Source organism: Lacipirellula parvula (assembly GCF_009177095.1).
Taxonomy (GTDB): domain Bacteria; phylum Planctomycetota; class Planctomycetia; order Pirellulales; family Lacipirellulaceae; genus Lacipirellula; species Lacipirellula parvula.
The window spans coordinates 5,451,269-5,474,394 of the sequence record NZ_AP021861.1 but is presented as its reverse complement, the minus strand read 5'-3'; the positions used below and the strand labels follow the sequence as shown (position 1 = coordinate 5,474,394).

The window sequence follows — 23,126 nt, the reverse complement described above, 5'->3', positions numbered from 1 at the left end:
AAGCCGCCGCCAGGCGATGAGCGAAGTTTAGTGGATGGTTACGTGGGCGAGGCGTCGTTCGGCGCGGCCGCTTTCGTCAGCGTGATCAGCAGCCGATCGATGCGGTTGCCGTCCATGTCGACCACCTCGATCGAAATGTCGCCGCAGGGGACGATCTCGCCGACCGTCGGCAGTCGCTCCAGCACGGCGAGGACGAGGCCGCTGACGGTGCTGAAGTCGAATGAATCGGTGCTGAGGTTCACGCCGGACGGCAAATGTTCCATCAGGTCGTGCATCGGCAGTTGTCCGTCGACGAGCCAGCCGCCGCCGTCGCGGGCGACGATCATGTCGGCCTCCACGCGCTGCGTCTCGTCGTAAATTTCACCGACGAGTTCCTCCAGCACGTCTTCGAGCGTGACCATGCCGCGGGTGCCGCCGAATTCGTCGAGGACGATCGCGAGTTGCGTATGCTTCTCACGCAGCGAAACGAGAAGCCGGTCGAGCGAGAGCGATTCGGGGACGAACAGCGGCGCCCGCAGCAGCTTGCGGAGCTCAACATCCTTACGCAAGTAGAACTGCTGGAAGACGTCTTTGTTGTAGAGGAAGCCGATGATGTGATCGAGGCTGTCTTCGTACACCGGCAGACGCGAGAAGCCCGACATCGCCATGACGCCGACGATTTCTTCGGTCGGCGTTTCGATGTCGACCGCGTCGATGTCGATCCGCGCTCGCATGATGTCGCGCACCCGGCGGTTGCGGAGCTGCAGGGCTTCGAGCGCGACTTCGTGTTCGGTCTCCTGCAGGATCCCTTGCTCGCGGCCCGATTCGATGAGGTGCTCGATGTCTTCGACGCTGACGGACGACTCGGCTTGCGGATCGACTCGCAAGATGCGCAACACGAGCGCCGTCACAAAGCCGAGCACCGCGACGAACGGCCGGGCGACGATGCTGAGCAGCGCCATCGGCGGCGCGACGACCGTGGCCAGACGTTCGGCGTAGGCGAGCGCGGCCCGCTTAGGAACCAACTCGCCGAGAATGAGCGAGGTGAACGCGATGCCGCCAGTGACCACGGCGAGCGAGATCCCGCGGCTGTTCGAGGCGATCGCCTGCGTCGGCAGCGTGTTGAGGTATTCGGAGAGCTGATTGACCAGGCTCACGCCGCCGTAGGCCGCCGCGAGCGTGCCGACGCCGGTGATGCCGACCTGCACAGTCGACAGGAAGCGATTCGTATCGCCGAGGAGATACATCGCCGCCTTGGCGCCTTTGCTCCCCTGACCGGCGGCTTGCTGCAACCGATTGCGGCGGGCGGTGAGCACGGCGATTTCGGCGCCGGCGAAAAATCCGTTCAACAGAACCAGGACGAGAATGGTGACCAGTTCGGCCGTCGTTTCCACGGAGGACCCAGGCGGGGTGTGCGGGGCAGGGCGACGCGCGGGGCGTCGCCGCCCGGCCGGTACATCGTACGGGAGAAGGGAGCGCGGAGGAACTACGCGTCGCTGGATTGGGCGGAGTTTGTGACTTTGTGCAGGTTAGCCACTCACCGCACTGCGCGGATATCCGCGACGCTGCCCGCGGGAACGCTGCCGCCGAGATCGCCTAAACAATCTGGCGGCGGCTGCGTGTTCGAGTATCACCGCGATTCGATAACTTCTCCGCCGTTAGCCGTCAGCAGTGCACGCAGCATCGTTGGGTCAATCGACGAACTGATAAAGCTAATGTGACCGTCGCAGAAGCCGGCGAAGAACCCGCCAGGGTGCGGGCCGTCGAACGGCTTCAGCAAATCGGATTCGCTCGGCGTCCAATCTTGCGGCTTCGTCCAGGTGACGGCTGCTTCGTCGTCGACTTGCACGAAGGCAATCGTGTTGGAGGTGCCGTCGCGCACGCTCGAGAAGCTGCGGCCTTTGGCCGAACCATTGAAAAAGTAGGCATCCCCTTTCACGCCGAGGTACGACGTTTTGCCGTCAGCCGGCGTCAGCTTGGAGCTGGGATCCAAAAAAACCGGCGGCATCTTGGAAATCAGCGTCTTGTTGTGCGGGCTATCCCACGGCTCGTCCAGGTGGAACTGCTTGTAAAGCTCATACTCTTCGATGTACGGAAGGATGAGGACGCGCCAGCTGAGGAGCGGCTTGCCGTCCGCGTCGAGTTTCACATCGGTCGGAAACGCCGCCTTTGCGGACTCGTAGTTGTACATGCCGAGCACGATTTGCTTCATGTTGTTCATCGCTTGGTTTCGCCGGGCGGCTTCGCGCGCCGCTTGGACCGCCGGCAGTAGCAAGCCGACGAGAGTTCCGACCGTGGCGACGTAGACGAGTTGGTTGCCTTCAGACTTGGTCAGATCGGCTCGAAACAGAACGATGCGGTCGCCTTCCTGCACGAGGCCCGGCACGGCGTCCCACTTCTTCTGCATACGTTGCGAGTAGCGTCCGGCAGCTTGTTGGATGGGATCGTCGCTGGCGAGCGCTTGGCGAGCCTGTTCAGCGATCTTGTCGGAAAGCGCCTCCCGCACGCCATTGTAGATTTCGACGATCTTGTCGGCGAGCGTCGTCTGCTCCGTGTGCCGCGCGATCGCGCTAGCCTTGAGGGTGGCGTCGTCGTTAAACGTCGCTAGCAACGAGTAGCTCGGCGGTCCCGCGATCGGCGGCGAAACGGAGAGCACCACTTCGCTGGCTTCAAGCGGATCGAGACCGGTTTCTTGGATCGACGCTGCTTGCAAGATCTCGATGGGGAATAATTCCGCCGCGGAAGACTTGAGAATCTGCTCAGGCTTCGCGATCAGCACCACGACGGCGCTCGGGATGACGTACTCCAAATTTGCGGAGCTCTCAGAGGCTGACGCAGCGGGGCGTGCGGCGGCCTCTTGAGCGATGCCGAGCGACGGGGCGAACGCCGTCGAAAGAGCCAGCGTCAGGCAGAGCGAGAGATGAAACGTCGGGAATGCGCGGAGAGGAGACATGTTTGGAAACGCTTCGCGAGGAGGTTGAATGGGCGTTCGTTTGAGCCGACGACATCGTCCTCTATTGAGAGCCGAAAAGCAAGGAATTTTTCCGGCCAGGCGCTTTCCTGTGAAATGTCTAGTTAATTGTTGTGTTATGCTGCTTCGCATGGGGAAGCCGATCAAAAAGATCTCTCGCAGCGAGAATCCCGTTCATCACGGCGAGCATCGGTATGAGCACTGGCTGGTCGACAATCAGGTCTACTTCATCACGGCCCGCTGTCGCGATCAGTTTCCCGCGATTGCCAGCGAGCGTGCGAAGGAGATCTTTTGGGATCGGTTCGCGCACTACACAGCGGAGTGCGGTTTCACGCCGTGGGTGACTTCGCTACTCGATAACCACTATCACACGTTGGGGTATCTGCGCGAGGGGTCGCAGCTATCGAAGATGATGCAGCGCGTGCATGGATCGGTGGCGAAGCTCGTGAACGATTTGCTGCCGGCACGTCGCGCGGAGTTTTGGCGCGACGTGAAGTACAAGGAGTACTCCGATGGGTGCATTCGCGACGAGCTGCAGGCGCGGCGGGCGTATCGCTACACGCTGACGCAAGCGGTGCGGCATGGGGTGGCGCAGGATTGGCGCGAGTATGCGCATACGCGCGTGAACGTTGAGTTGGAGCTGGCGATTCGGCGCTCACATCAACTCAAGGCGTTTATGGAAGAGGTTCCTTATAAGCGTTATTTGAAGAAGCCTAAGTGAACGTGGGGGCGTGGACCGCTTAAGCGGTCTACGCCGGGGTTCCTTGTTCTTTGGTCCAACTGTCTCGTAGCGTCGAGGTGCGATTAAAGACTGGTTGCCCCGGCTTCGAATCGACGGGGTCGACGTAGAAGTATCCCGTCCGTTCGAACTGGAAGCTTGTGCCCGGCTTCGCCTTTTTCAACGATGGCTCGAGCTTCGCGTCCTTGAGAATCTCCAGCGAGTTCGGATTGAGGTTGTCGAGGAACGTCTTCCCCTCGGGGGCGTTGTCTGGGTTCTCGACGCCGAATAGGTGATCGTACAGTCGGACCTCGGCGGTGAGCGCATTGGGCGCCGAGACCCAGTGGATCGTTCCCTTCACCTTGCGGGAGTGATCAGGATCGAATGTGCAGCGGAGCTCGGTCACTTTGCCCGCGGCGTCTTTTACTACTTCGTCGCACTTGATGATGCCGGCGCAGCGGAGGCGGACTTCGCCTTCGGGCTTCAAACGGAAGAACTTCTTGGGGGCTTCTTCCATGAAGTCTTCCTGCTCGATATAGATCTCGCGGGTCAGCGGGATCTTGCGCGAGCCCATCTCCGGCTTTTGCGGATGGTTCGGCGCATCGAGTTCGATCGTTTCGCCTTCCTTCAAGTTGGTGAGCACGACCTTCAGCGGCCGCAACACGCCCATCGCCCGCGGGGCGCGTTCGTTGAGGTCTTCGCGGATGGCGTCCTCAAGCCACGCCATGTCGATCGTGCTGTTGAACTTCGCGACGCCGATCCGTTCGCAGAACGCCCGCATCGCCTCCGGGGTATAGCCGCGGCGGCGCAGGCCGCGGATGGTGAGCATCCGCGGGTCGTCCCAGCCGGTGACGTGCTTCTCTTGGACCAGTTGCAGCAGCTTCCGCTTGCTCATCACCGCGTAGGTGAGGTTGAGGCGGGCGAATTCAATCTGCTGCGGATGGTGGATGCCGAGCTCGCGGCAGAACCAATCGTACAGCGGGCGATGGTTTTCGAATTCAAGCGTGCAGATCGAATGGGTGATCCCTTCGATCGAATCGCTTTGGCCGTGGGTGTAGTCGTACGACGGGTAGATGCACCACTTGTCGCCCGTGCGATGGTGGTGGGCCCGCTTGATGCGGTAGAGCACCGGGTCGCGCATGTTGATGTTCGGCGACGCCATGTCGATCTTCGCGCGAAGCGTGCGACTGGCGTCTGCGAACTTGCCAGCCCGCATCTGCTCGAACAGATCGAGATTCTCCGCAACGGTACGATTGCGGTTGGGGCTGTCTTTGCCCGGCGCGGTGAGCGAGCCGCGGTACTCGCGCATTTGCTCGGCGGTGAGATCGCAAACGTACGCCTTGCCGTCTTTGATCAACTGGACCGCCCAGGCATAGAGCTGATCGAAGTAGTCGGACGCAAAAAAGGGTTCAGGGTTCAGGAGAGAGGGTTCAGTTGAAGATGTCTTTGCTGAACCCTGAACCCTGAACCCTTCCGTTTCCCCGAACCCAGCGATCAACCAGTTCACATCGTCGACGATCGAATCGACATACTCCTGTTCCTCTTTCGCCGGGTTCGTGTCGTCGAACCGCAAGTTGAACTTGCCGCCGAATTCCTTCGCGAGGCCGAAGTTCAAGCAGATGCTTTTCGCGTGGCCGATGTGGAGGTAGCCGTTCGGCTCGGGCGGGAAGCGCGTGTGGACGCGGCCGGCGTTCTTTCCGGCGGCGCGGTCGGCGTCGATGATCTGCTGAATGAAGTTGCGCGAGGCGGTCTTATCGTTGCCAGCGGGGGCGTCGGGCGACATGGCGAGATTCCGTGATACGGCGAGCGGGTTTGGGCGAGCGGGGCGGGGCAGGTTGAGTGCGGTAGTCTAGCAAAGTGTCTCACTAGACAGCAGAGCGATCGCTGCGACGCAGGCGCTGAAGGCTCGAGTGCTAGCATTACCCAGTCTGCCAATTCCCCAGATGGGCTTGGCAAAATTAATCGTTTCTATAATCTATGCGCCTCCGGCACTGCGGGGAATGTTGGCAAGACAGGTTGCCTTGCTTCCCCGTCGGTCAGGCATGCTTGCCTGGCTGGCTTTCAGTTGGCGGCGCGCCTCGTGGCGGCCGTTGGACTGAAAGGCTGACTCACTTCGGATTCGTTTATGAGCGCTTTTGCCGCCCTTGCCGCCACGACCGGTCTCCTTATCGGCGGCGGCGTCGCGGAGCTAGCAGCCCATCGCCGCAAGCTGTACCAAATTCCCGTTCGCATCCATGTGAACGGCACTCGCGGCAAGTCGAGCGTCGCGCGGCTGATCGCCGCTGGCTTGCGTAATGCCGGCAAGCGCACCTGCTGCAAAACAACCGGCACGCTTCCGCGAATGATCATGCCGGACGGTTCGGAGTACCCGGTGTTTCGCCCGGCGAAGGCGAACGTCATCGAACAAATCCGCATCGTCGCGGCCACGGCGGAGATCGACGCCGACGCGCTGGTGCTCGAATGCATGGCGCTGATTCCTTCCCTGCAGTGGCTGTGTGAAGACAAGCTGGTTCGCGCGACCCACGCGGTGATCACCAACGCCCGCGAGGATCATCTGGACGTCATGGGCCCTGGCGGCCGCGACGTGGCGAAGGCGCTCGCGGGCATGGTGCCGGTCGGCGGCAAGCTGTACACGGCCGAGCAGGTGTACCTCGACGTCTTCGAGAAAGTGTGCCGCGATCGGAAGTGCGAACTGATCGCCGTCGGCGACGCCGAAGTAGCCGCGATCACACCGCTCGATTTGGCTGGGTTTTCCTACGTTGAGCATGCGGAGAACGTCGCGCTGGCGCTGAAGGTGTGCCAAGCGGTCGGCGTCGAAAAGGGCGCGGCGCTCCCCGGCATGTGGCGGGCGCTTCCCGATCCGGGCGCCATGACCGCCCATGAGATGGACTTCTTCGGTCGACAGATCAACTTCGTCAACGGCTTCGCGGCGAACGATCCGCAGTCGACCGAGCGTATCTGGCGGCTCGCGCTCGAACGCTACGCCGACGTCGAGAAGCGAATCGCCGTGTTCAATTGCCGATCTGATCGCCCCGATCGCTCGCGGCAGCTCGGAACGGTCGTCGCGCAATGGCCTGCGGCCGATCATTATCTGCTCATTGGTTCGGGAACGTACATCTTCGCCAAGTATGCCGTGAAGGCAGGGCTTGATCCGCAGAAGATGGTCTTCGCCGAAGATCATCCCGCTGAGGATATTTTCGAAAGCATCGTCGAACTCACCGGTCGCCGTTCGCTGGCGATGGGCATGGCGAACATCGGCGGCGTCGGCCTCGAGGTCGTCCGCTACTTCGCCAACCGTAGTACGGTGCGAACGTTTAAATAGCGAAGGGCCAATCAAGCTGCCGACGTGCAGCCGCTCGCTCGCCATACGCAGTCACAGTACTTACTCACTTAAATACTTACTAACCTACAAACACACGCATCACTTAGATGATTGATATTCTCACCGCTTCGATCGGCATCGGCCTCGCCGTGAGCCTGATGTTCTCCGAAATGTTCGGCCTCGCGGCCGGCGGCATGGTCGTGCCGGGGTACATCGCGTTGTACCTCAATCGGCCGATCGACATCGCATTGACGCTGGCGGCGTCGTTCGTCACCTACTTGGTGGTGCACTCGCTGTCGACGTTCATCATCATCTACGGCAAGCGGCGGACGGTGTTGATGATCATCGTCGGCTACCTGGTCCGCGGGGCGATGACGCAGATTCCGTTTTACGCCTCCGAGTCGCTGTACCAGCTCAGCACGCTGAGCCCGATTCCCGCTGAGTGGGAGCCAATCGGCTACGTCATTCCCGGCCTGATCGCCATTTGGATGGATCGCCAAGGGGTGGTGGAGACGCTCTCTGCCCTGGTCACTTCTGCGGTCGTGGTGCGGTTGGCGCTCATGCTCGTGTTCGGGATGGAACTGCAGAACCTGGGCGCCTAGGCGTCCAACTGCGACGGCGGGCATTCGAGTTAGGCGGCGCATCAGCGTTCATCGATAAACTTTGCGATACACGTTACAGATATGAAAAAAATCTATTGGCGGCCGCGAGCCGTTTCCCGACCGGCCCTCCTGCTGATTGCGATCATTTCGATTGCCGGCCTGTTGATGGTCGAAAAGTGGAAGGTCAACCAAGATCAGCCTTACTTCGAAGAGAAGATCAAAGCGGCCAATCTCGCCGCGGACGCCTTCGAGGTGGTGCGAGCCGAGCGCGTGAAGCTGGGCCCGCCGATCGATCAGGTGAACGACCCGGCTGATACGGGGATCATTGGACTCGCGATGTCGCCGGTCACCTCGGTGCTGGGGCATCTCTCGGCGAAGCAGACGTCGACGAACCCGAACTTCGCCGCGGTGCTGGTCGAGATGCTCAAAGAGGCTGGGGTGGAGCAGGGCGACGTGGTCGCGGTCGGCGTCTCGGGTTCCTTTCCTGCGCTCAACATTTGCACGTATGCCGCTCTCGAATCGCTCGGCGCGAAGCCGCTGGTGATTTCGAGCGCCAGCGCGTCGCAATGGGGCGCCAACGTGCCACAGTTGATGTGGCCCGACATGGAACACTTGCTGTTGCGACAGAAGCGCGTCGGCGAGGATGGCAAAGAGCTGCCGCCGCTGTTCAACATTAAGTCGATCGCTTGCTCGATCGGCGGCAACGACGACCAAGGCGAAGGGTTGACCGAAGAGGGGCTGAAGCTCGTCCAAGCCTCCATCGAGCGCAATGGGTTGACCCCGCTGCAAGTTGAGTTGCCGGAGAGCGCGAAGAATCTGCCGCCGGTCGAGCGTGCTCAAGCCGAGATGCAGGCGAACATCGAGTTGCGGATGGACAAGTACCGCGACAAGGCCAAGGGCCGGCCGATCGCGGCCTACATCAACGTCGGCGGCGGCACCGTGTCGGTCGGCAAAGACGTCGGTAAGAAGATGTTCAAGTCGGGTCTTAACATGCGGCCGCCGCGCGACGTCCGCGAAATCGACGGCGTGATGGCGCGGTTCAGCAATGACGGCGTGCCGGTCATTCATATGATTCGCATCAACACGTTGGCCAACAATTTTGGTTTGCCGTTGGAACCGGTCGTCGCCCCGCCGCTGGGCGAGGGAGGCGTATTCGTGGGCATTGCTTACTCAAAACCCCTGGTGATTGGCGTGCTGGCATTTATTTTGATGTGTCTCTACGGCTTCATTCGGACCGACATCGGGTTCCGCATCCTGCGTACGTCCAAGGGGGCGAGCAAGCGGGAAATGCATCCGGAGCCGATGGTCTAAGAGCGGTCAGCCATCAGCGTTCAGCGGTCAGCAGAGCATTTAGCCTCGAGGCGATGATTTGCTGGCCGCGGTGAGTGGCCCTTCGTGTCGTGTCGCACTGCGTTCACGGGTGGAATGCGATTTTTGGCGACATTAAGTGACGGTTGTAAGTGGTTGCTGTGAATCGGTTTGCGGCTTAATGTCGTGTTTTGATGTCGTATTTGAGGCGACATTAAACTCGCGGGGACGCATGTCTCGGCGACTTTTGTGGAGGCGTCTCCGACGCCGATTCTGGTGACCACTTCCTGCCGTTGCGGTGGCTTGAAGCGGCCTCGGGGGCAGAGACCCCTCCCACATATTTCTCAACGCAACGCGTCGACTGTTGCCTCACTGACGCGCAGCGCGAACGTTGCCATCTCTCGATGCTTTCAGTGACGCGGGTTCATGGCGTCATTATCTTGGATCGCCGCGGCGGCGTCTGCGGGTGATTTCCGGCCACCCCCTGCGCGAGGGGTTCTCGGGCGAACCTGCGGCGCCGTGCGCGGGTCTGCGGGGGTGAAAGGACGAAGAGTGATGTCAGTCGAAGCGGCGTATACCAAGTGGTCCGAAACTTACGACAGCGATCCCAACCGCACGCGTGATCTCGACGCGATCGTTACGCGCCAGTGGCTCGGCGGGCGGCGGTTTGGCGCCATCCTCGAAATCGGTTGCGGCACTGGGAAGAACACCGAGTTTCTGGCGACGATCGCCGATCGCGTCACCGCGGTCGACTTCTCGCCGGGGATGCTTGGGCAGGCGGCCGCGAAGGCCGACGAGCGAGGCTTTGCCGATCGGGCCAGTTTCGCGATCGTCGACGTGACGCAACCGTGGCCGCTGGCGGACGGACAGTTTGATCTCATCGTCTGCAATCTCGTGCTCGAGCACGTCGCCGATCTCCGTTTCGTCTTCAGCGAAGCGGCTCGCGTGCTCGCTGCCGGCGGCGAGTTCTTTCTGTGCGAGTTGCACCCGTTCCGACAGTATGAAGGCACGGTCGCGAACTTTGCCCGCCAAGGCGAGACGACGGCGATCGCGGCGTTTACGCATCACATTTCGGAGTTCCTGGGCGGGGCGGCGGAGAATGGGTTCTCGCTCGCGCGGTTCGACGAGCGATGGCATGGCGACGATGCGGGACGGCCGCCGCGATTGGCGGCGTTTTTGTTTCGACTCGCCCCGGCTTAGTGGGCGGAAGAGAAGTCTCTCGCAAAGGCGCAGAGGCGCAAAGGAATGCGCAAAGAATAATAAGATGAGGTAAGTTGGACGGCGTGGATTCTTTTTGTGTTGCGGAAGATGGATTCGAGGTAGTTGCTGGGCTTGTCGGCTCGGAGGAGCGGCGTGGGCTGATCGAGGCGGTTGGCGACGTTGATGCTGCTGGGCGGCGGAATATGCTCGCGATTGCGGCGGTGGCGGCGTTTGCTCACTCGCGCGGGTTGGTTGAGCTCGTGCGGTCGCACACGGGGGGCGAGCCGCGGGCGGCGCGGGCGATTTGGTTTAACAAGTCGCCCGAGGCGAACTGGCTCGTCGCGTGGCACCAGGATTTGGCGATTGCCGTGCGCGAGCGCGTGGAGGCGCCCGGCTTTGGCGGGTGGTCGGTGAAAGAGGGCGTGCCGCATGTGCAGCCGCCGGCGGAGGTGTTGGAGCGGATGCTGACAGTGCGCGTGCATCTCGACGACGCCGATGCGGAGAATGGAGCGCTGCGCGTCATCCCCGGGACGCATCTTGCCGGGCGACTCGATGCGGGGCAGATCGAAGCGGTGCGCTGCGAACGCGCGGAGACGATTTGTACGGCGCGGGCCGGCGATGCTTTGCTCATGCGGCCATTGCTGTTGCATGCTTCGGGGCGATCGACCAGCGAGCGGCCGCGGCGGGTGTTGCACATCGAGTATGCTGGTTGGGAGCTGCCGCATGGGTTGGCGTGGTTCGATTCATTTTAAGGCTGGTTGCATTGGCCGATTTCATCGAAAAGCTGTATGACGCGTTCAGGCCCTATCGTCTGGGAACCGCTATCGATGGGTGCGAGCATTGCCTAATTGCTGGGATGTCCGACGAACTCATCGCGACGCCGCTTCGTCAATTGACGGAGGAGCAGCTAAGCCTGTTCTCGCTAAAAGCGATGACGACTTGGGGAACGGAGCAGGACTTCAAGCATTTTCTGCCGCGATTGTTAGAGCTCGCTTACATCGATCCGTTGGAAATGACTTGGTTGGAATCTCTGTTCGGCAAACTTAAACTGGCGGGGTGGGAGTATTGGTCGGCTCGCGAGAGGCAAGCCATCGAGAGCTATCTTTCGCACTGGTGGACGGCAACGTTGGCTCAGCCTCGACAGTATCAATTCGACGAAATTGCCGGCTTGGTCCTGTGCGCGATCGCTCGCACGGGGATCAAGATTCAGCCGTTCCTTGACCAGTGGATTCAAGATGATTCGCAAGCTGCGCTGGATCGTCTCTGCATTTTTTTGCATTTCAACTACGATGCGTTGCGTAAGAGTCGCCCGCGACTTAGCTCTGCTTTCGAGAGTCCTGAGTCGGAAGCGGTCGTTGCTTGGCTGCAATCGGATGTGAAAGAGCGTTTGCGAAGAGACGCATCGCGAATTGAAGAAGACCTAGCCGACGTTTCGTGGATGATTGACTGTTACTGAGTCGCCGTGAGCCCCCATGACGCCGGTTGGACATAGTTTGATGGGGCTTGCGATCGGTTGGATTGCCGTGCCCGCTGAGTTTTCGCGGCGGGCGAAGATCGTGGCGCTGGCCGCGTTCGTTGCGCTGGCGAACGCGCCCGACTGGCCGTTGCCGGGGTGGGGGCATGATCGCTACGACATTAGCCACAGCATTTTTGTGACGCTGGGGGCGATTACTGTTGTGGCGGCGATCGCAACGACGTGGTTGCGGCAAACGCGATACTTCTCTTGGCGATTGATTGTCGGCGGCGCGGCGGCTTGGCTTAGCCACTTGTTGCTCGACACGTTTTACTTTGGTCGCCGCGGGCTGGCGATGTTCTGGCCGATGAGCGAGGCGCGCGTCTCGTTGCCGCTGCCGTGGTTCACGGTGATGCAATTGAAGCCGCTCGTTAGTGCGCACAACGCTCGCGTCTTTGCGATTGAAGCGGCGTTTTACGGAGCGATTCTGGCCGCGGTCATCGTGTGGCGCTGGCGGCGCGAACGCGGCCGGCGTGCGTTGTGAGTGGAAGTCGGTCCGCGCGTCGGCTGGTTCGAGTATGCTGGAGGCTGCGCGGGGCGAGTGGCGTCCGCGCGGATCGTCACCAGGTAGCGGGGCAGCGGATCGAATGGGTGGAGCGCAGCAGCGGCGTTGGACGCGGGGCGTGCAGTGGTTGGTCGTTGCGGCGGCGTGCCTCGGTGCGCAAGGAGCCTCGGCCGAGGCGTGGATTCGGGTCAATCAGGTCGGTTATTTGCCGGGCGATCCGAAGATCGCAGTGCTGTCGAGTGATGAACCGCTGAGCGGCGAGTTCTCGGTTGGCGACTTCAAGGCGGCGATCGGCGACGACCAGGGGTCTTGGGGGCCGTTCCCGCATAACTATCGGCTCGACTTTACGAAGCTCGCGGATGCGGGGAGGTACCGCGTGAAGTTCGCGGAGGTCGAGTCGCCGGAGTTTGCGATTGGCGCCGATGCGTACGCGGCCGTGCCGGGGAAGTTGCTGGAGTTCATGCAACTGCAGCGGTGCGGCGACAATCCGCTCACCGGCAAGTGCCATCAGGAGGATGGGTTCGACACGGTGACGGGCGAGATGGTCGACGTAAGCGGCGGGTGGCACGACGCGGGCGATCGGCTAAAGCACATGATCACGACCTCGTACTGCGTGGCGGCGTTGTTCCTCGCTGATGCTGAAGAAGAGGCGCGACATGGGGCGCCGCTCATCAAGAAGATTCATCCGAACCCCGACACGATCTACGTGCAGATCGGCGACGATCGCGATCACCTGCCGCCGGAGACGTTGTGGCATGACGACCAGTCGGACTACGGCCGTGGACCGGGCGGACCGCGATCGGCGTGGCCGGCGACCGGGGCGCCCGAGGGGCCGAAGTTTAAGAACAAGTCGACCGGCGTCGCGAACCTCGCGGGCCGCTGCGCGGCGGCGATGGCGCTAGCGGGCGACATTGAAACGGCGAAGTCGCTGTACGCACTTGGCAAGGCGAAGCCGGGCGTTGCGATGTCGGTGCCGGTGCGGTCGCAGTACTACTACGGCGAGAGCAGCTACTTCGACGACATGGAGTGGGGAGCGATCGAGCTGTACATCGCGACGAAGGACAAGCAGTATCTCGACGATGCGATTGCGTTTGCTCATCAGGCGCAGGGCAATCCGTGGATGGGCGAGGATCGCCACGGGCACTACGAGTTTTTTCCGTATGTGAATCTCGCTCACTGGCGGCTTTACCCGCATGTGGGGGCGGAGGATCAGGCGAAGATCGCGGAGTATTATCGCGAAGGGCTGGAGCGGATTCGGCTGCGGGCGATCAAGAATCCGTATCGGCTAGGGACGCCGCTGGTGTGGTGTTCGACGAACGACGTGACGGCGCTGGCGACGCAGGCGGCGCTCTACGAGCAGATGACGGGCGACAAGACGTATCGCGAACTGGGCGCCGAGGCGCGGGATTGGCTCTTCGGGCGGAACCCGTGGGGCGTGTCGTTCGTGATCGGCGTGCCGGAGCACGGCCGCGCGTCGAGCCGGCCGCACCATTTGTTCTGGAAGATTAAGAAGTACCTGCCGGTTGGCGGGGTGGTCGACGGGCCGGTATACAAGGACATCAACGACGGGCTGAAGTTCGGCAACTCGTTTGATAACGACGAGTTCGCGCGGTTCCAATCGGACGTGGCGGTGTACCACGACTTGTTCGCGGACTTTTCGACGAACGAGCCGATTATTGACGGGACGGTGTCGCTGCTGCTGTTGATTGATGTTTGGAAGTAGTGCGCTACCTAAACGGGAAGAATTGAACCGCCAAGGACGCCAAGAGCGCCAAGGAATGCGGGGAGAGTGGAACCGCGGATGGACGCAGATGAACGCAAATGATTTTTGATCTGCGTTTATCGGCGGTTTCAAAAGTATTTGTGTTCCCTTGGCGCACTTGGCGTCCTTGGCGGTTAGTTTTTTGAATTAACGAGCTCAGTGAAGTTGATGATTCGAATTGTTTGTTTGTTGCTCGTTGCGGTTTGGGCGGCTCACGCGCGGGCGGAGGTTCCGTTCGCGGCGTATGTGGTGCGCGATAGCGAGGGTGGCGTCATTCGGGGGGATGTGAAGGCGAAGCGGCTGTCGCTGATTTTCACGGGCGATGAGTTTGGCGAGAGTGCGGAGCCGATTCTCGAGACGCTGCGCGAGCGCGGGGTGAGCGGCGGGTTCTTTCTGACCGGCAACTTTGTGCGCGACAAGGCGCTGCGGCCGCTGGTGAAACGGATGGTGGAGGAGGGGCACTATGTGGGGCCGCACTCCGACTCGCATCCGCTGTATGCACCGTGGGACGATCGGCGGCGAAGTCTCGTGACGGCCGACTTCTTCAAAGACGATTTGCAGAAGAACATCGACGGGCTGCGCGAGGCGGGCGCCCTGGCCGCGGGGGCGCCGGTACTGTTTGTGCCACCGTACGAGTGGTACAACGCCGAGCAGACGGCGTGGAGCGGCAAGCTGGGCGTCGGGCTGATCAACTTCACGCCGGGGAGCGGGTCGAATCGCGACTATGCTCGCGAGGGGGATCGCGTGTTCGTGCCGTCGCAGAAGATTCTCGATGACATTCTGGCGTATGAGGAAAAGGATCCGCACGGGCTGAATGGATTTGTGCTGCTGCTCCATCTCGGCTCCGGGCGGCGCGATCCGTTTCATTCGCAGTTGGGGAAGCTGTGCGAGGAGCTGACGGGGCGGGGGTATGAGTTCGTGCGCGTCGATGAACTGCTGCTCACTTGTGATGAGCGTTGATCAAATGCAGAAGAATTGAACCGCCAAGGACGCCAAGAGCGCCAAGGAATACAAATGCTTGTTTGGAACCGCCGATAAACGCAGATGAACGCAAATGTTTTTATCTGCGTCCATTCGCGGTTCCACTCTCCCCGTATTTCCTTGGCGCTCTTAGCGTCCTTGGCGGTTGCCTTTCTTAATGCAAAAGGCGCCGGCGGTGACGGTTTGGCGATCCGGTTGGAGCGGCCGGAACCGGGGGAAATGGCGCTGGCGGGCGGTTTTCCGCCACATTTCGCCTGCGGCAGTCGGCACGCTGTTTGCCTAGCCTATACTTGCCGAAGCCGTTAGCTTCGCCACATTCCGAAGCATTGGCTTCGCGAGAGTTCAGCAGCAACCGCACCGTGACAGCTTGGCGTGGGAGGAGAGATCATGGCTGGTAACTTGCCGTTTTCGGAAAAGCTTGGAAGCGATGCCATCGGCCCCGAGGAGCGTTGGTTCTCCGCCGCGGCTGGCGCTTGTTTGGTTGGTTACGGCCTCTCGCGGATTTCGCTGCGGTCGCTCGCGGCGATGGCGGTGGGCGGGTACCTCGTTTACCGCGGCAGCACCGGTAAGTGCCCTATTGGCGACAAGCTGACGAATGCCAGCTCGGCGTTGAACGACATGGTTCAGCGCTACCAAGGTCAAAGCGGCTGCTGTAATTCGAGCGCGAGCGGCGCCGTCTACGAGCAGCCCGCCGACATGACCGATTGCTGCGACGACGCGGTTGATCCCGTCGACGAAGCGGCGATGGAATCGTTCCCTGCGAGCGATCCGCCGAGCTACTCGACGGGGACTTCGACGCCATCGGCGCCGATTCAGTAGATAGCAATCAGCGATCAGCTTTTAGCGGTCAGCAATACGGGGACCGCTCTCCGCGGTTGCGCTCGCTCGGTATGGCTAGCGACCCCCGGGCGGAGCCCGGGCGGGGAATGCGGCGGCGTTGCGTTGCGTTAGAAATCTCCTGGAATTGTTTTGTCCGCGCGGTTGCCGAGTTGGCGAAGTATTGCAGGATCGATCGAGGGAGCGATTGGTCGCACCGATCCATCGGCCATGCCGGCGTTGATCATGTCGCCGCTGTGGAAGCTGCCGAAGCCGCCGACGAAGAGGTCGTTGCCTTCAGGCTCTTCCGCCGACGTCTCTTCGCCTTCGACCGGCATCTCGCCGTCGTTCACGACGTTGGCTGGCGCTAAACGTGGCTGCGAGTAGGGACGTTCGAATACGCTTGTATTGCGCAGCGTCGCGCGCGTGCCGGAGACCCAGCCGAGCTCGGACTCTTCATCGGGAATCGATTCGCTCAGCAGCAGCGTGTTCGAGCTGCCGTCGTAGATGTCGCCGAAGCGGATCGCGCTGTTGAGGAAGAGGACGCCGGTGTTCTTCACGTCGATTGGTTGCTCGGCGTCGTTGTAGCAACCGGAGTAGGTCGAGTAGGCGACTGTGCTCTCGGGGTTAGTGCGGTTGCCGGGATACGAGGGGCAGATGAGCACCTCTAAAGGATGCGAACTCACCGGTTCGTTCACCTCGGCGAAGGCGCCGGCCGCTTGGTCGAAGCTCCGCCACATGGCGTTTTGTTCGAGGTAGGGGAGCGTTTGCACGATCCAGCCGACGTCTTGGCCTTCGGGGATATTGCGGATGGGGCCGGTGGGGTTGATCGAACCCGCAGGGAACGATTCGTGGGCGAACTCGTAGTTCTGCAACGCGAGATTGAGCTGCATCACGTTATTGATGCAACTGCAGCGGCGGGCGGCCTCGCGCGACGCCTGCACCGCGGGGAGCAGCAGGCTCACCAGCACGCCGATGATGGCGATGACGACGAGGAGTTCGACGAGCGTGAAGCCAGAAGAGGCGGTGCGTTTGTTTCGCATGGAAGTTGAAATAGTCATGGGCTTGGCCCTCACGAAATTAGTTGGCGGCGGGGTGAATGGTAAACGTGCGGGTTCGCTGCACGGTGCGGGGAATGTTGAGCGGGTAGCGAGCGGCGATGGTGACATCGACCGTGTCGTCGTCTTCGCTGGAATCTTCTGCTTTCTGGCTGGGGGCAACGGCGATCGTTACTTCGGCGGCGCCGTTTTGCAGGAGTTGGTCGGCGGGGATGCGCCACGTTTCGCCGTCGTACGATTCGTCTGCCGAAAGTTTGGCGGCGGCGCGTCGGAGGCCGGCGTCGACCAAGAGTTCGACCTGACGGAGATCGCGTTCAGCGTGCAGCTGCCGACGGGTGCGGAGCGAACTACTGAACAATACGCCAATAATCGCGATGGCGACGGCCATGCAGGCGAGTGCGGCGATCAGCAGGGCTCCTTGTCGCGACTGATTGGATTTTGAGCGGCGGCGGTTCATGGCGACTCCTCCGTGGCGGCGGTGGCGTAGCGCTGGTCGCGGCCGGGGATCGCTTCGATGGCGAGACGGAGGGGAGTTTTGCGAACGTTGCGTGGGCCTGGCGTGGAGTCGGTCGCCGTGGGCAACGGATTCGCGGTGGCACGGAGCACCCAACGCCGCGGGGCGTCGAGTTCCTTGAACTCAACTTGCAGCTGGTCGCCGAGAATAAATTCTTCGCGTGCGGTGAGATCGTCAGGAAGCGACGCGAGGCGCAGCACGCGGTCGTTGTTCTGCCGGTAATCGACAGTTTGGCCGTCCGGGAACTGGAGCCGCAGCGTTTCGACGCCGTCCTCCGCGGCGAGTTCAATTTTTGCGCCATCGGCCTGGTGCATGTCGGCGCGAAACTGGCGGGCGAGACGCAACGCGTTCCGTTCGCCGGTGAAGAAGCGTTGAGTGTCGTTGACAGAGCGCATCGTCGTCAGCAGCAGCGATGCGGCTAAGCCGAGGACCACGCTGCAAGCCGAGATGACGGCGAGGAGTTCGATGAGCGTCATTGCCTGGCGGCGTCTCATGGCTGCTCCTCCTGCGGCTGTTTCTCCAGTCGTTCCGCCGATGGATCGAGCCAAGCGACGAGCGTCAGCGGTTTGTCGCGGCGGCCCGGTTCGTCCCAGGTGAGCGAGAGGGTGAGTCGTGGTTGATCGCCGTCGGTATCGAGCGCGGCGGCTAGCTTGGCGCCGGGAAGGCGTTCAGCGGCGAAGGGGGAGGGGGCGAGCGATTCGAGAGCGACGGGGAGTTGTGCGGCGTCGAGCGCGGTGAGCGTTTCCAATTGGTTGGAAAGTTCGTCGAGCGCAAGGCGGTACGTTCTCGCGGAGGCGAGGAGTTGCTGGTGACGGACGATCAGCGGCAGCGCGGCGCCGAGCAGGGCCGTTAGCAGCGTGAACGCGACGAGCAACTCGATGAGCGTTGTCCCAAGGCGGCGGATGGCGTGCGGCTTCAACATCAAATGAGCCTCATGGTGATGTAGATGAGGGGCGTCATGATGGCGAGGCCCTGCAGCAACACGAACAGCCCGAGCAGCACAACCATTAGCGGCAGAATGAGTTCGCCGGCGCGCTCGAGTCGGCGCCAGGTGCGGCGCTTCTTCGCGGCGGCGAGTTGTTCGAGCGCCCAGGGTCGATTGCCGACGCGATCGGCCGAGGCGAGGAGGGCCTCGTCGGCAGAGGTGAGAATGCCGACGGCGGCTAGGCTGTGCCAGGGGCTGGCGCCTTGTTCGATTTCGTTGCGCACGAAGAGCAACTTGCGGCGAACAGCGGGGTCGAAGTGGTACCGGGCGAGCGTCGAAATCGAACCGGCGACGGGCCGTCCGGCGGCGGCGGCGACGCTGAGCTTTTGCAAAATGTCGGCCGTGCCGAGCGTCCAGAGCGGGCGGAAGAGCCGCCCCACGAACGATTGGCGGAGCATGCGTCCCGGCCGGGCGGAGAATGTGGCGTAAAGAGCGGTCGAAATCAGCAGGACGAAGAACCACCAAAACTGTTCGACGAAGCGGGCGAAGGCCATCGACCACTGCAAGGAGCGTGTTGCATCGAGGTCGTACTCTTCCAGGATGTAGCGCATGCTCGGCACAAGTTTGACGTAGATGAATAGGCTGAGCACGAAGAACAGGAGCGAGACGATTGCCAAATAGCCGAAGGTTCCCTTGCCCCAGGGACTGGCGGGGCGATAGTCGTGGATGGCATCGTCGAGCGACGCCCGCAAGGTTCCCGACTGAGCGCCGAAGCGGATCGCGAGAACGTCGGCGTCGCGGAGGGCGCCGCTGACTTCTTCGACGGCAACGGGTAGCGCGGCGCCTGTATTTATGAGCTGGGCGATGCGGCGAACGCGGCGGCGCTGGACGCCGCGCTCGTCTTCCGACCACGCGGCAAGCAGCGGGGCCAGCGGGAGTTGCTGCTCGGCGCCGAGCGCGATCATCCGCAGCAGGGTGAGCTGCTGCGTGGCCGTCGTGCGCCAGGGCCACAAGCGGCGCAGCCAGGCTCGCGGGCCTGGGATGCGGATCGGCGTTTGTAGGAGCGTGCTTCGGGGCATAGCCAACAGGTTCAACCTGACAAATTGTTGATCAAATCAACGAGCGGGATGAAGAGTGAGAAGGCGATGAAGGCGACCACGAAGCCGACGACGAAGATCGCGACGGGGCCGAGGAGCCCTTGCGTCCAGGAAAGTCGGTTACGGGCGCGATCGGCGTGGCACTCGGCGATGGTTTCGAGCAAGCGAATGCGCGTCGGCGTCGACGCGGGGGTCGTCACGGCGAAGAGAAAAGTCGCCGTGAGCCGGCTGGCGAGCGGCTGTAGATTGTCGAGTTGATTGATATCGAGTCGGCGGGCGAGCGATCGGCTAGCGCGAGCGAGCCAATCGTGCGACGTGCGACCCGCGATGCGGAGCGCGTCGGGGAGCGTGAGGCCGGCGCGGTGGAGTTCGGCCGTAAATCCAGCGAAGCGCGAAATTGAGGGGGAGCGGCCGAAGAAAAACGTCCACCAGCCGGCGAGCTTGTTGCGGAGCGCCCACAGGATGGCGCCGACAACGGCGACCACGCCGAAGATTTCCAACCACCCTCGCAGGCTGGTCAGCCACGCGGAGACTTCGAGCGTCGCCATCGTCAGCTTCGGCAGCCCCAAGTCGAAATCATCGAAAATCGAGCGGAACGTCGGCACCACGAGCACGGCGAAAGCGACAAGCACGGCAAATGCGAACCCGATCAAGAACGCGGGGTAGGCAAGCAGCAGCCACCAACGGCGTCGCGAGCCGTCGGCGCGGTGCGATTCGGTGATGAAGTTGCGAATGACTTCCGGCAGATCGCCGGAACGAGCGGCGCTGCCGATGAGCGGGATCCAGAATTCAGGCGCTTCGGGAAGCGAAGCGAGCGCGGCGTCGGCGTCGCCGCGCTCGATGATGTGGCAGATGTCGCTTAGCTTGCGGCGGCGCTGCGAGGATGGAATCTCTTCCGCGTAGGCGCGCAGCATCGGCGTTAACGGCTGCGAGCGAGCGAGCGTTTTTTTAAGTTGCGCGAGCAAGATGGCGTCGTCGTTGGGAGAGAAGTCGACGATCTCAAGCAGCGGCAGCGGTTGCGAAGGCGCCGACGGTTTGCGGCCGGCGAGTCGGGCGGCGGTGTCGGACGTCGCGAAGCCGATCGCTTCGACTGCCAAGCCCATTTCTTCTAGCTGCGCAATCGCCGCGACGACCGATTCGGCGTCGATCTCGCCGTCGACGAGTTGCTGGTCGGCGCTGTGAGCTTGGTAATAAAAGCGGGGCATGGCGCGGTGCGTGGTCGTTGGGCGGCCGAGTTACTCGGCGGCGAGCGATTGCATCAAATTCGTGATGGGGAGGAAGAGAAGCAGGCCGTAGAGGAGCGTCGCTCCGCCGCCGAGCACGATGCAGGCGATCATCGGCAGGGCGAGGCGCGTCCGCTCGACGTGACGGTCGGCCGCATCGCGGTAGACTTGCGCGGCAATGCGGAGCGCGGCGACGCGATCGATCGACTCGTCGGGCTGCCAGAGCGCCCAGCGGAGGAACGGCGGGAAGCGGAGCATCGCCCGCTGCAGCTCGGCGGCGTTTTGCTGCGCAGAGGCGACGGCGTAAGCGCCGGCCGCGGCGATGAGCGAAGGTTCGCCGCAGGCCTCAGCGGCGAGGGGCAGACTCTCAAGGAGCGGCACCTGCGCTTCGACAAGTTCGGCGAGTTGCTCGCAACCGTTGGCCAAGCGGCGCTGAAATTCGGGGCCGCTGCTATTGGCGCCTCGCGAGGGCTGGCGGTTGTCGGCAGCGTCGGCCACGGGGGCGTGACGACGGATGAGCCAGACGAGCAAGCTGGCGATCAGCGCGACGACCACGATCGCCGCGATCCAAGGTAGCGTGGTGGGGAGCGACTCAATCAACCGCAGCGTCGGGCTGTCGGCGATGCGGAACTCTTGGTAGACGCCGATGAGCGTCGGCACGACAAAGCGGGCGAAGGCCGTGGCGCCGAGCAGGGCGAGGATCGCCACGAGCGCTGGGTAAAAGAAGGCGGCGCGGGCGCGATAGCGGTTGTCGGCGGCGGCTTCGGCGAGGCGACTGGAACTCGCGAGCGCGGCCTGGACGTTGCCGCTGCGCCAGCCGGCTTGCATCACGCGGCGATAGGGAGCGGGGGCCGTCGGTTCGTCGCCAATCGCATCGGCGAGCGACTCGCCGCGACTGACGCGTCGCGCGACGCCGGCGTTGACTTTTTCGAGCGTGGCGGCCGCGGCGTCGCCGTTCGTGCCGAGGCCGAGCCCAAGCGGCACGTCGGCGCGGACCAGCGCGGTGAGCTGGTCGTTGAAGGCCATGAAGTCGTCGAGCGAGGGGGAAGGCATTGGTGGCTTGGCTTGGGGCACGCGGCGGACTGACTAAAAGGTCAATGCGCCGGGCCGGGGGATTTGTCTAAGAAATCGACCCGCGAGAAGAACGAAAGGAGAGTGCCCGCAGTGAGGGGGCAGGCTTGCGCGGCGTGGGGCGCGACCCCCCGGAGAGAAGCTCACAGAACAATAAGCTTCTTAATAGAAATGTTGTGGCTCCCTCCCCCTGGAGGGGAGGGCTGGGGAGGGGGGATGAACCCTGGTACCCGCTTCAGCCACCCCTCCCTAACCCTCCCCCTCAAGGGGAGGGGACCTCACATTACATTTATGTGCGAGCCTGTGGAGCGGCGTCAGTCGGAGTTGAGCTGCTCGGCTTGTTGCGCGCGGAGGTCGATGAGGGCTTGGACCAATCCCCAGCCAAGGCTGCCGGCGCCGGAGGATTTCAGTGCGGCCTGGCGATGGAGGTCGTCGGAATCGACCCCTTTGAGCCTTTGGTTGCCGGGGCCGATGTAGAGCGTGACGGCGGCGCCGAGAATGATGGCCGCGAGAGCGAAGCGGCGGACCCAGCGTTTGCCGCGTTGTTCGCCGCGAATCGTGCGAGCGGCTTCGATCACTTGGGGACGCAGGTCGTCGGAGGGCTGAACGTAGTCGCCGGCGCCTTTGAGCATCGCCTCGACTTCGTCGTACCGTTGTTGCCAATCGTTGAGACTATGCATGGCGGCCCTCCTGACCAACCTTCGTCAATTTGGAGGCGAGCTTGCTCATGGCGTACTGGTAACGGCTGGCGACGGTGTTGGGGGAGGCTTCGAGGATTTCGGAGATTTGCGCGAAGGTGAGCGATTCCCAGATTTTCAGCACGACGACTTCGGCTTGCTCTTGCGGGAGCGCACGAAGGGCCCGCCATACGGCGCGGTGGGTCTCTTCTTGTTCGAGTTCGTCAACGCGGCAGCGGGTGATCAGGTCGGTAAGCGTGGCGATGGCGCCCGAGCGGCGTTTGCGACGCAGGATCACCAGCGACTCGTTGCGGACCATCTGCAGCAGATAGGCCCAGGGGCTGTCGGCGCCGGCGAGCAGGGCGGGGCGGTTCGCGACGCGAACGAGGGTCGCCTGGACGGCGTCCTCGGCGTCGTGCTGGTTGCGGGTGATCGTGACGCTGAACCGGACCAACCGTTGGGCGGTCAAATCGTACAACGCTCCAAGCGCATCGACGCCGGCCGCCGCTAAGCGGTCGGTGCAGTCGCGTACACGCTGGGAGAAGTCGTCCGAGAAGGCCATATGTCTCTTAAGATGCACGGTTTGGGGGCGATTGTCTAAGAAATTTTCAGAAGTGCGAGATTTTTGCGGGCGGGCTGCGGGATTGGGGCTCTCGGCGTCCTTGGCGGTTTATTCTTCTGGTCGTTGGCACAAGAAATTGGAAGTTTCGCAGAACACTTTGCCGCCGACGGCCGTAGGGCTGGTGATTTGTCACTAGATGCTGGGCGGAAGGAGCCGTGTTGCATGCTGATCTTCTCAGGGTTGGCGCCAGTCAGGCGCTCGCGCGACGGAAGCGTTTCTCTAGCTAAGAGTTGCGTAAAACTCTTTTCTTGTTTCTCCAATT

At 62.3% G+C, this 23,126-nt stretch carries 23 protein-coding genes; 11 read left to right on the top strand and 12 right to left on the bottom strand.

Features of this window, described 5'->3' with window-relative positions; genetic code table 11:
- Positions 1-38: 38 nt before the first annotated feature.
- Both PLANPX_RS21430 and PLANPX_RS21425 read right to left on the bottom strand, forming a co-directional pair.
- Entirely contained in the window at positions 39-1,373 is a 1,335-nt protein-coding gene (locus PLANPX_RS21430) for a hemolysin family protein (RefSeq protein WP_152100697.1), read from the bottom strand.
- A 236-nt stretch (positions 1,374-1,609) separates the two neighbouring features.
- Positions 1,610-2,932, bottom strand: a complete 1,323-nt coding sequence (locus PLANPX_RS21425; RefSeq protein WP_172992232.1) for a DUF1559 domain-containing protein — start codon at positions 2,930-2,932, stop codon at positions 1,610-1,612.
- A gap of 136 nt (positions 2,933-3,068) precedes the next feature.
- Here PLANPX_RS21425 and PLANPX_RS21420 point away from each other — a divergent pair, with 136 nt between their 5' ends.
- Entirely contained in the window at positions 3,069-3,671 is a 603-nt protein-coding gene (locus PLANPX_RS21420; protein ID WP_172992231.1) for a transposase, read from the top strand.
- Positions 3,672-3,699: 28 nt separating this feature from the next.
- Here PLANPX_RS21420 and PLANPX_RS21415 read toward each other — a convergent pair whose 3' ends face one another.
- Positions 3,700-5,451, bottom strand: coding sequence for a glutamine--tRNA ligase/YqeY domain fusion protein (locus PLANPX_RS21415; protein ID WP_152100694.1), 1,752 nt, complete (start codon positions 5,449-5,451; stop codon positions 3,700-3,702).
- A 342-nt stretch (positions 5,452-5,793) separates the two neighbouring features.
- Here PLANPX_RS21415 and pgsB point away from each other — a divergent pair, with 342 nt between their 5' ends.
- The 10 genes from pgsB to PLANPX_RS21365 all read left to right on the top strand — a co-directional run bounded on the left by pgsB (position 5,794) and on the right by PLANPX_RS21365 (position 15,680).
- Complete coding sequence (gene pgsB, locus PLANPX_RS21410; RefSeq protein ID WP_152100693.1) at positions 5,794-6,990, top strand: poly-gamma-glutamate synthase PgsB; 1,197 nt, start codon at positions 5,794-5,796, stop codon at positions 6,988-6,990.
- Positions 6,991-7,097: 107 nt separating this feature from the next.
- Positions 7,098-7,592, top strand: a complete 495-nt coding sequence (gene pgsC, locus PLANPX_RS21405) for a poly-gamma-glutamate biosynthesis protein PgsC (RefSeq protein ID WP_152100692.1) — start codon at positions 7,098-7,100, stop codon at positions 7,590-7,592.
- An 81-nt stretch (positions 7,593-7,673) separates the two neighbouring features.
- Complete coding sequence (pgsW, locus tag PLANPX_RS21400) at positions 7,674-8,903, top strand: poly-gamma-glutamate system protein (protein ID WP_152100691.1); 1,230 nt, start codon at positions 7,674-7,676, stop codon at positions 8,901-8,903.
- A 552-nt stretch (positions 8,904-9,455) separates the two neighbouring features.
- Positions 9,456-10,100 carry a class I SAM-dependent methyltransferase gene (locus PLANPX_RS21395; RefSeq protein ID WP_152100690.1) on the top strand — a complete coding sequence of 215 codons (645 nt, stop codon included), beginning with the start codon at positions 9,456-9,458 and terminating at the stop codon, positions 10,098-10,100.
- An 83-nt stretch (positions 10,101-10,183) separates the two neighbouring features.
- Positions 10,184-10,852 carry a phytanoyl-CoA dioxygenase family protein gene (locus tag PLANPX_RS21390; protein ID WP_198421790.1) on the top strand — a complete coding sequence of 223 codons (669 nt, stop codon included), beginning with the start codon at positions 10,184-10,186 and terminating at the stop codon, positions 10,850-10,852.
- Positions 10,810-11,556: a hypothetical protein gene (locus PLANPX_RS21385; protein ID WP_152100689.1), complete on the top strand. Its 747-nt coding sequence runs from the start codon at positions 10,810-10,812 to the stop codon at positions 11,554-11,556. The genes PLANPX_RS21390 and PLANPX_RS21385 overlap by 43 nt, the downstream gene beginning before the upstream one ends.
- A 16-nt stretch (positions 11,557-11,572) precedes the next feature.
- The gene (locus PLANPX_RS21380) at positions 11,573-12,097 is read left to right on the top strand and encodes a metal-dependent hydrolase (protein ID WP_152100688.1); all 525 of its coding nucleotides are present in this window, start codon (positions 11,573-11,575) and stop codon (positions 12,095-12,097) included.
- Positions 12,098-12,200: 103 nt separating this feature from the next.
- Positions 12,201-13,841, top strand: coding sequence for a glycoside hydrolase family 9 protein (locus tag PLANPX_RS21375; protein WP_172992229.1), 1,641 nt, complete (start codon positions 12,201-12,203; stop codon positions 13,839-13,841).
- 207 nt (positions 13,842-14,048) lie between these two features.
- The gene (locus tag PLANPX_RS21370; protein WP_152100686.1) at positions 14,049-14,840 is read left to right on the top strand and encodes a polysaccharide deacetylase family protein; all 792 of its coding nucleotides are present in this window, start codon (positions 14,049-14,051) and stop codon (positions 14,838-14,840) included.
- A 408-nt stretch (positions 14,841-15,248) separates the two neighbouring features.
- Positions 15,249-15,680, top strand: coding sequence for a YgaP family membrane protein (locus PLANPX_RS21365; protein WP_152100685.1), 432 nt, complete (start codon positions 15,249-15,251; stop codon positions 15,678-15,680).
- Between the two features lie 128 nt (positions 15,681-15,808).
- Here PLANPX_RS21365 and PLANPX_RS21360 read toward each other — a convergent pair whose 3' ends face one another.
- The 9 genes from PLANPX_RS21360 to PLANPX_RS21320 all read right to left on the bottom strand — a co-directional run bounded on the left by PLANPX_RS21360 (position 15,809) and on the right by PLANPX_RS21320 (position 22,804).
- Complete coding sequence (locus tag PLANPX_RS21360; protein WP_152100684.1) at positions 15,809-16,720, bottom strand: DUF1559 domain-containing protein; 912 nt, start codon at positions 16,718-16,720, stop codon at positions 15,809-15,811.
- Positions 16,721-16,757: 37 nt separating this feature from the next.
- Entirely contained in the window at positions 16,758-17,192 is a 435-nt protein-coding gene (locus tag PLANPX_RS21355; protein WP_152100683.1) for a hypothetical protein, read from the bottom strand.
- Positions 17,189-17,743, bottom strand: a complete 555-nt coding sequence (locus PLANPX_RS21350; protein WP_152100682.1) for a type II secretion system protein — start codon at positions 17,741-17,743, stop codon at positions 17,189-17,191. Before PLANPX_RS21350 ends, PLANPX_RS21355 begins: the two co-directional genes overlap by 4 nt.
- The gene (locus PLANPX_RS21345; RefSeq protein ID WP_152100681.1) at positions 17,740-18,171 is read right to left on the bottom strand and encodes a hypothetical protein; all 432 of its coding nucleotides are present in this window, start codon (positions 18,169-18,171) and stop codon (positions 17,740-17,742) included. Before PLANPX_RS21345 ends, PLANPX_RS21350 begins: the two co-directional genes overlap by 4 nt.
- Positions 18,171-19,253, bottom strand: coding sequence for a type II secretion system F family protein (locus PLANPX_RS21340; RefSeq protein WP_152100680.1), 1,083 nt, complete (start codon positions 19,251-19,253; stop codon positions 18,171-18,173). The genes PLANPX_RS21345 and PLANPX_RS21340 overlap by 1 nt, the downstream gene beginning before the upstream one ends.
- 11 nt (positions 19,254-19,264) lie before the next feature.
- A complete protein-coding gene (locus PLANPX_RS21335; RefSeq protein WP_152100679.1) occupies positions 19,265-20,476 on the bottom strand; it encodes a type II secretion system F family protein in 1,212 nt (403 codons plus the stop codon).
- A 30-nt stretch (positions 20,477-20,506) separates the two neighbouring features.
- Positions 20,507-21,547, bottom strand: coding sequence for a type II secretion system F family protein (locus PLANPX_RS21330; protein WP_152100678.1), 1,041 nt, complete (start codon positions 21,545-21,547; stop codon positions 20,507-20,509).
- A 332-nt stretch (positions 21,548-21,879) separates the two neighbouring features.
- Entirely contained in the window at positions 21,880-22,245 is a 366-nt protein-coding gene (locus PLANPX_RS21325) for a hypothetical protein (RefSeq protein WP_152100677.1), read from the bottom strand.
- Complete coding sequence (locus tag PLANPX_RS21320; RefSeq protein WP_152100676.1) at positions 22,238-22,804, bottom strand: RNA polymerase sigma factor; 567 nt, start codon at positions 22,802-22,804, stop codon at positions 22,238-22,240. The genes PLANPX_RS21325 and PLANPX_RS21320 overlap by 8 nt, the downstream gene beginning before the upstream one ends.
- Between the last annotated feature and the right edge of the window lie 322 nt (positions 22,805-23,126).

Coding starts and splice junctions, on each gene's coding strand:
- PLANPX_RS21425 (WP_172992232.1), bottom strand. CDS start 2,932: ATGTCTCCTCTCCGCGCATTCCCGACGTTTCATCTCTCGCTCTGCCTG.
- PLANPX_RS21420 (WP_172992231.1), top strand. CDS start 3,069: ATGCTGCTTCGCATGGGGAAGCCGATCAAAAAGATCTCTCGCAGCGAG.
- PLANPX_RS21415 (WP_152100694.1), bottom strand. CDS start 5,451: ATGTCGCCCGACGCCCCCGCTGGCAACGATAAGACCGCCTCGCGCAAC.
- pgsB (WP_152100693.1), top strand. CDS start 5,794: ATGAGCGCTTTTGCCGCCCTTGCCGCCACGACCGGTCTCCTTATCGGC.
- pgsC (WP_152100692.1), top strand. CDS start 7,098: ATGATTGATATTCTCACCGCTTCGATCGGCATCGGCCTCGCCGTGAGC.
- pgsW (WP_152100691.1), top strand. CDS start 7,674: ATGAAAAAAATCTATTGGCGGCCGCGAGCCGTTTCCCGACCGGCCCTC.
- PLANPX_RS21395 (WP_152100690.1), top strand. CDS start 9,456: ATGTCAGTCGAAGCGGCGTATACCAAGTGGTCCGAAACTTACGACAGC.
- PLANPX_RS21380 (WP_152100688.1), top strand. CDS start 11,573: ATGACGCCGGTTGGACATAGTTTGATGGGGCTTGCGATCGGTTGGATT.
- PLANPX_RS21375 (WP_172992229.1), top strand. CDS start 12,201: ATGGGTGGAGCGCAGCAGCGGCGTTGGACGCGGGGCGTGCAGTGGTTG.
- PLANPX_RS21370 (WP_152100686.1), top strand. CDS start 14,049: ATGATTCGAATTGTTTGTTTGTTGCTCGTTGCGGTTTGGGCGGCTCAC.
- PLANPX_RS21365 (WP_152100685.1), top strand. CDS start 15,249: ATGGCTGGTAACTTGCCGTTTTCGGAAAAGCTTGGAAGCGATGCCATC.
- PLANPX_RS21360 (WP_152100684.1), bottom strand. CDS start 16,720: ATGCGAAACAAACGCACCGCCTCTTCTGGCTTCACGCTCGTCGAACTC.
- PLANPX_RS21355 (WP_152100683.1), bottom strand. CDS start 17,192: ATGAACCGCCGCCGCTCAAAATCCAATCAGTCGCGACAAGGAGCCCTG.
- PLANPX_RS21350 (WP_152100682.1), bottom strand. CDS start 17,743: ATGAGACGCCGCCAGGCAATGACGCTCATCGAACTCCTCGCCGTCATC.
- PLANPX_RS21345 (WP_152100681.1), bottom strand. CDS start 18,171: ATGTTGAAGCCGCACGCCATCCGCCGCCTTGGGACAACGCTCATCGAG.
- PLANPX_RS21340 (WP_152100680.1), bottom strand. CDS start 19,253: ATGCCCCGAAGCACGCTCCTACAAACGCCGATCCGCATCCCAGGCCCG.
- PLANPX_RS21335 (WP_152100679.1), bottom strand. CDS start 20,476: ATGCCCCGCTTTTATTACCAAGCTCACAGCGCCGACCAGCAACTCGTC.
- PLANPX_RS21330 (WP_152100678.1), bottom strand. CDS start 21,547: ATGCCTTCCCCCTCGCTCGACGACTTCATGGCCTTCAACGACCAGCTC.
- PLANPX_RS21325 (WP_152100677.1), bottom strand. CDS start 22,245: ATGCATAGTCTCAACGATTGGCAACAACGGTACGACGAAGTCGAGGCG.
- PLANPX_RS21320 (WP_152100676.1), bottom strand. CDS start 22,804: ATGGCCTTCTCGGACGACTTCTCCCAGCGTGTACGCGACTGCACCGAC.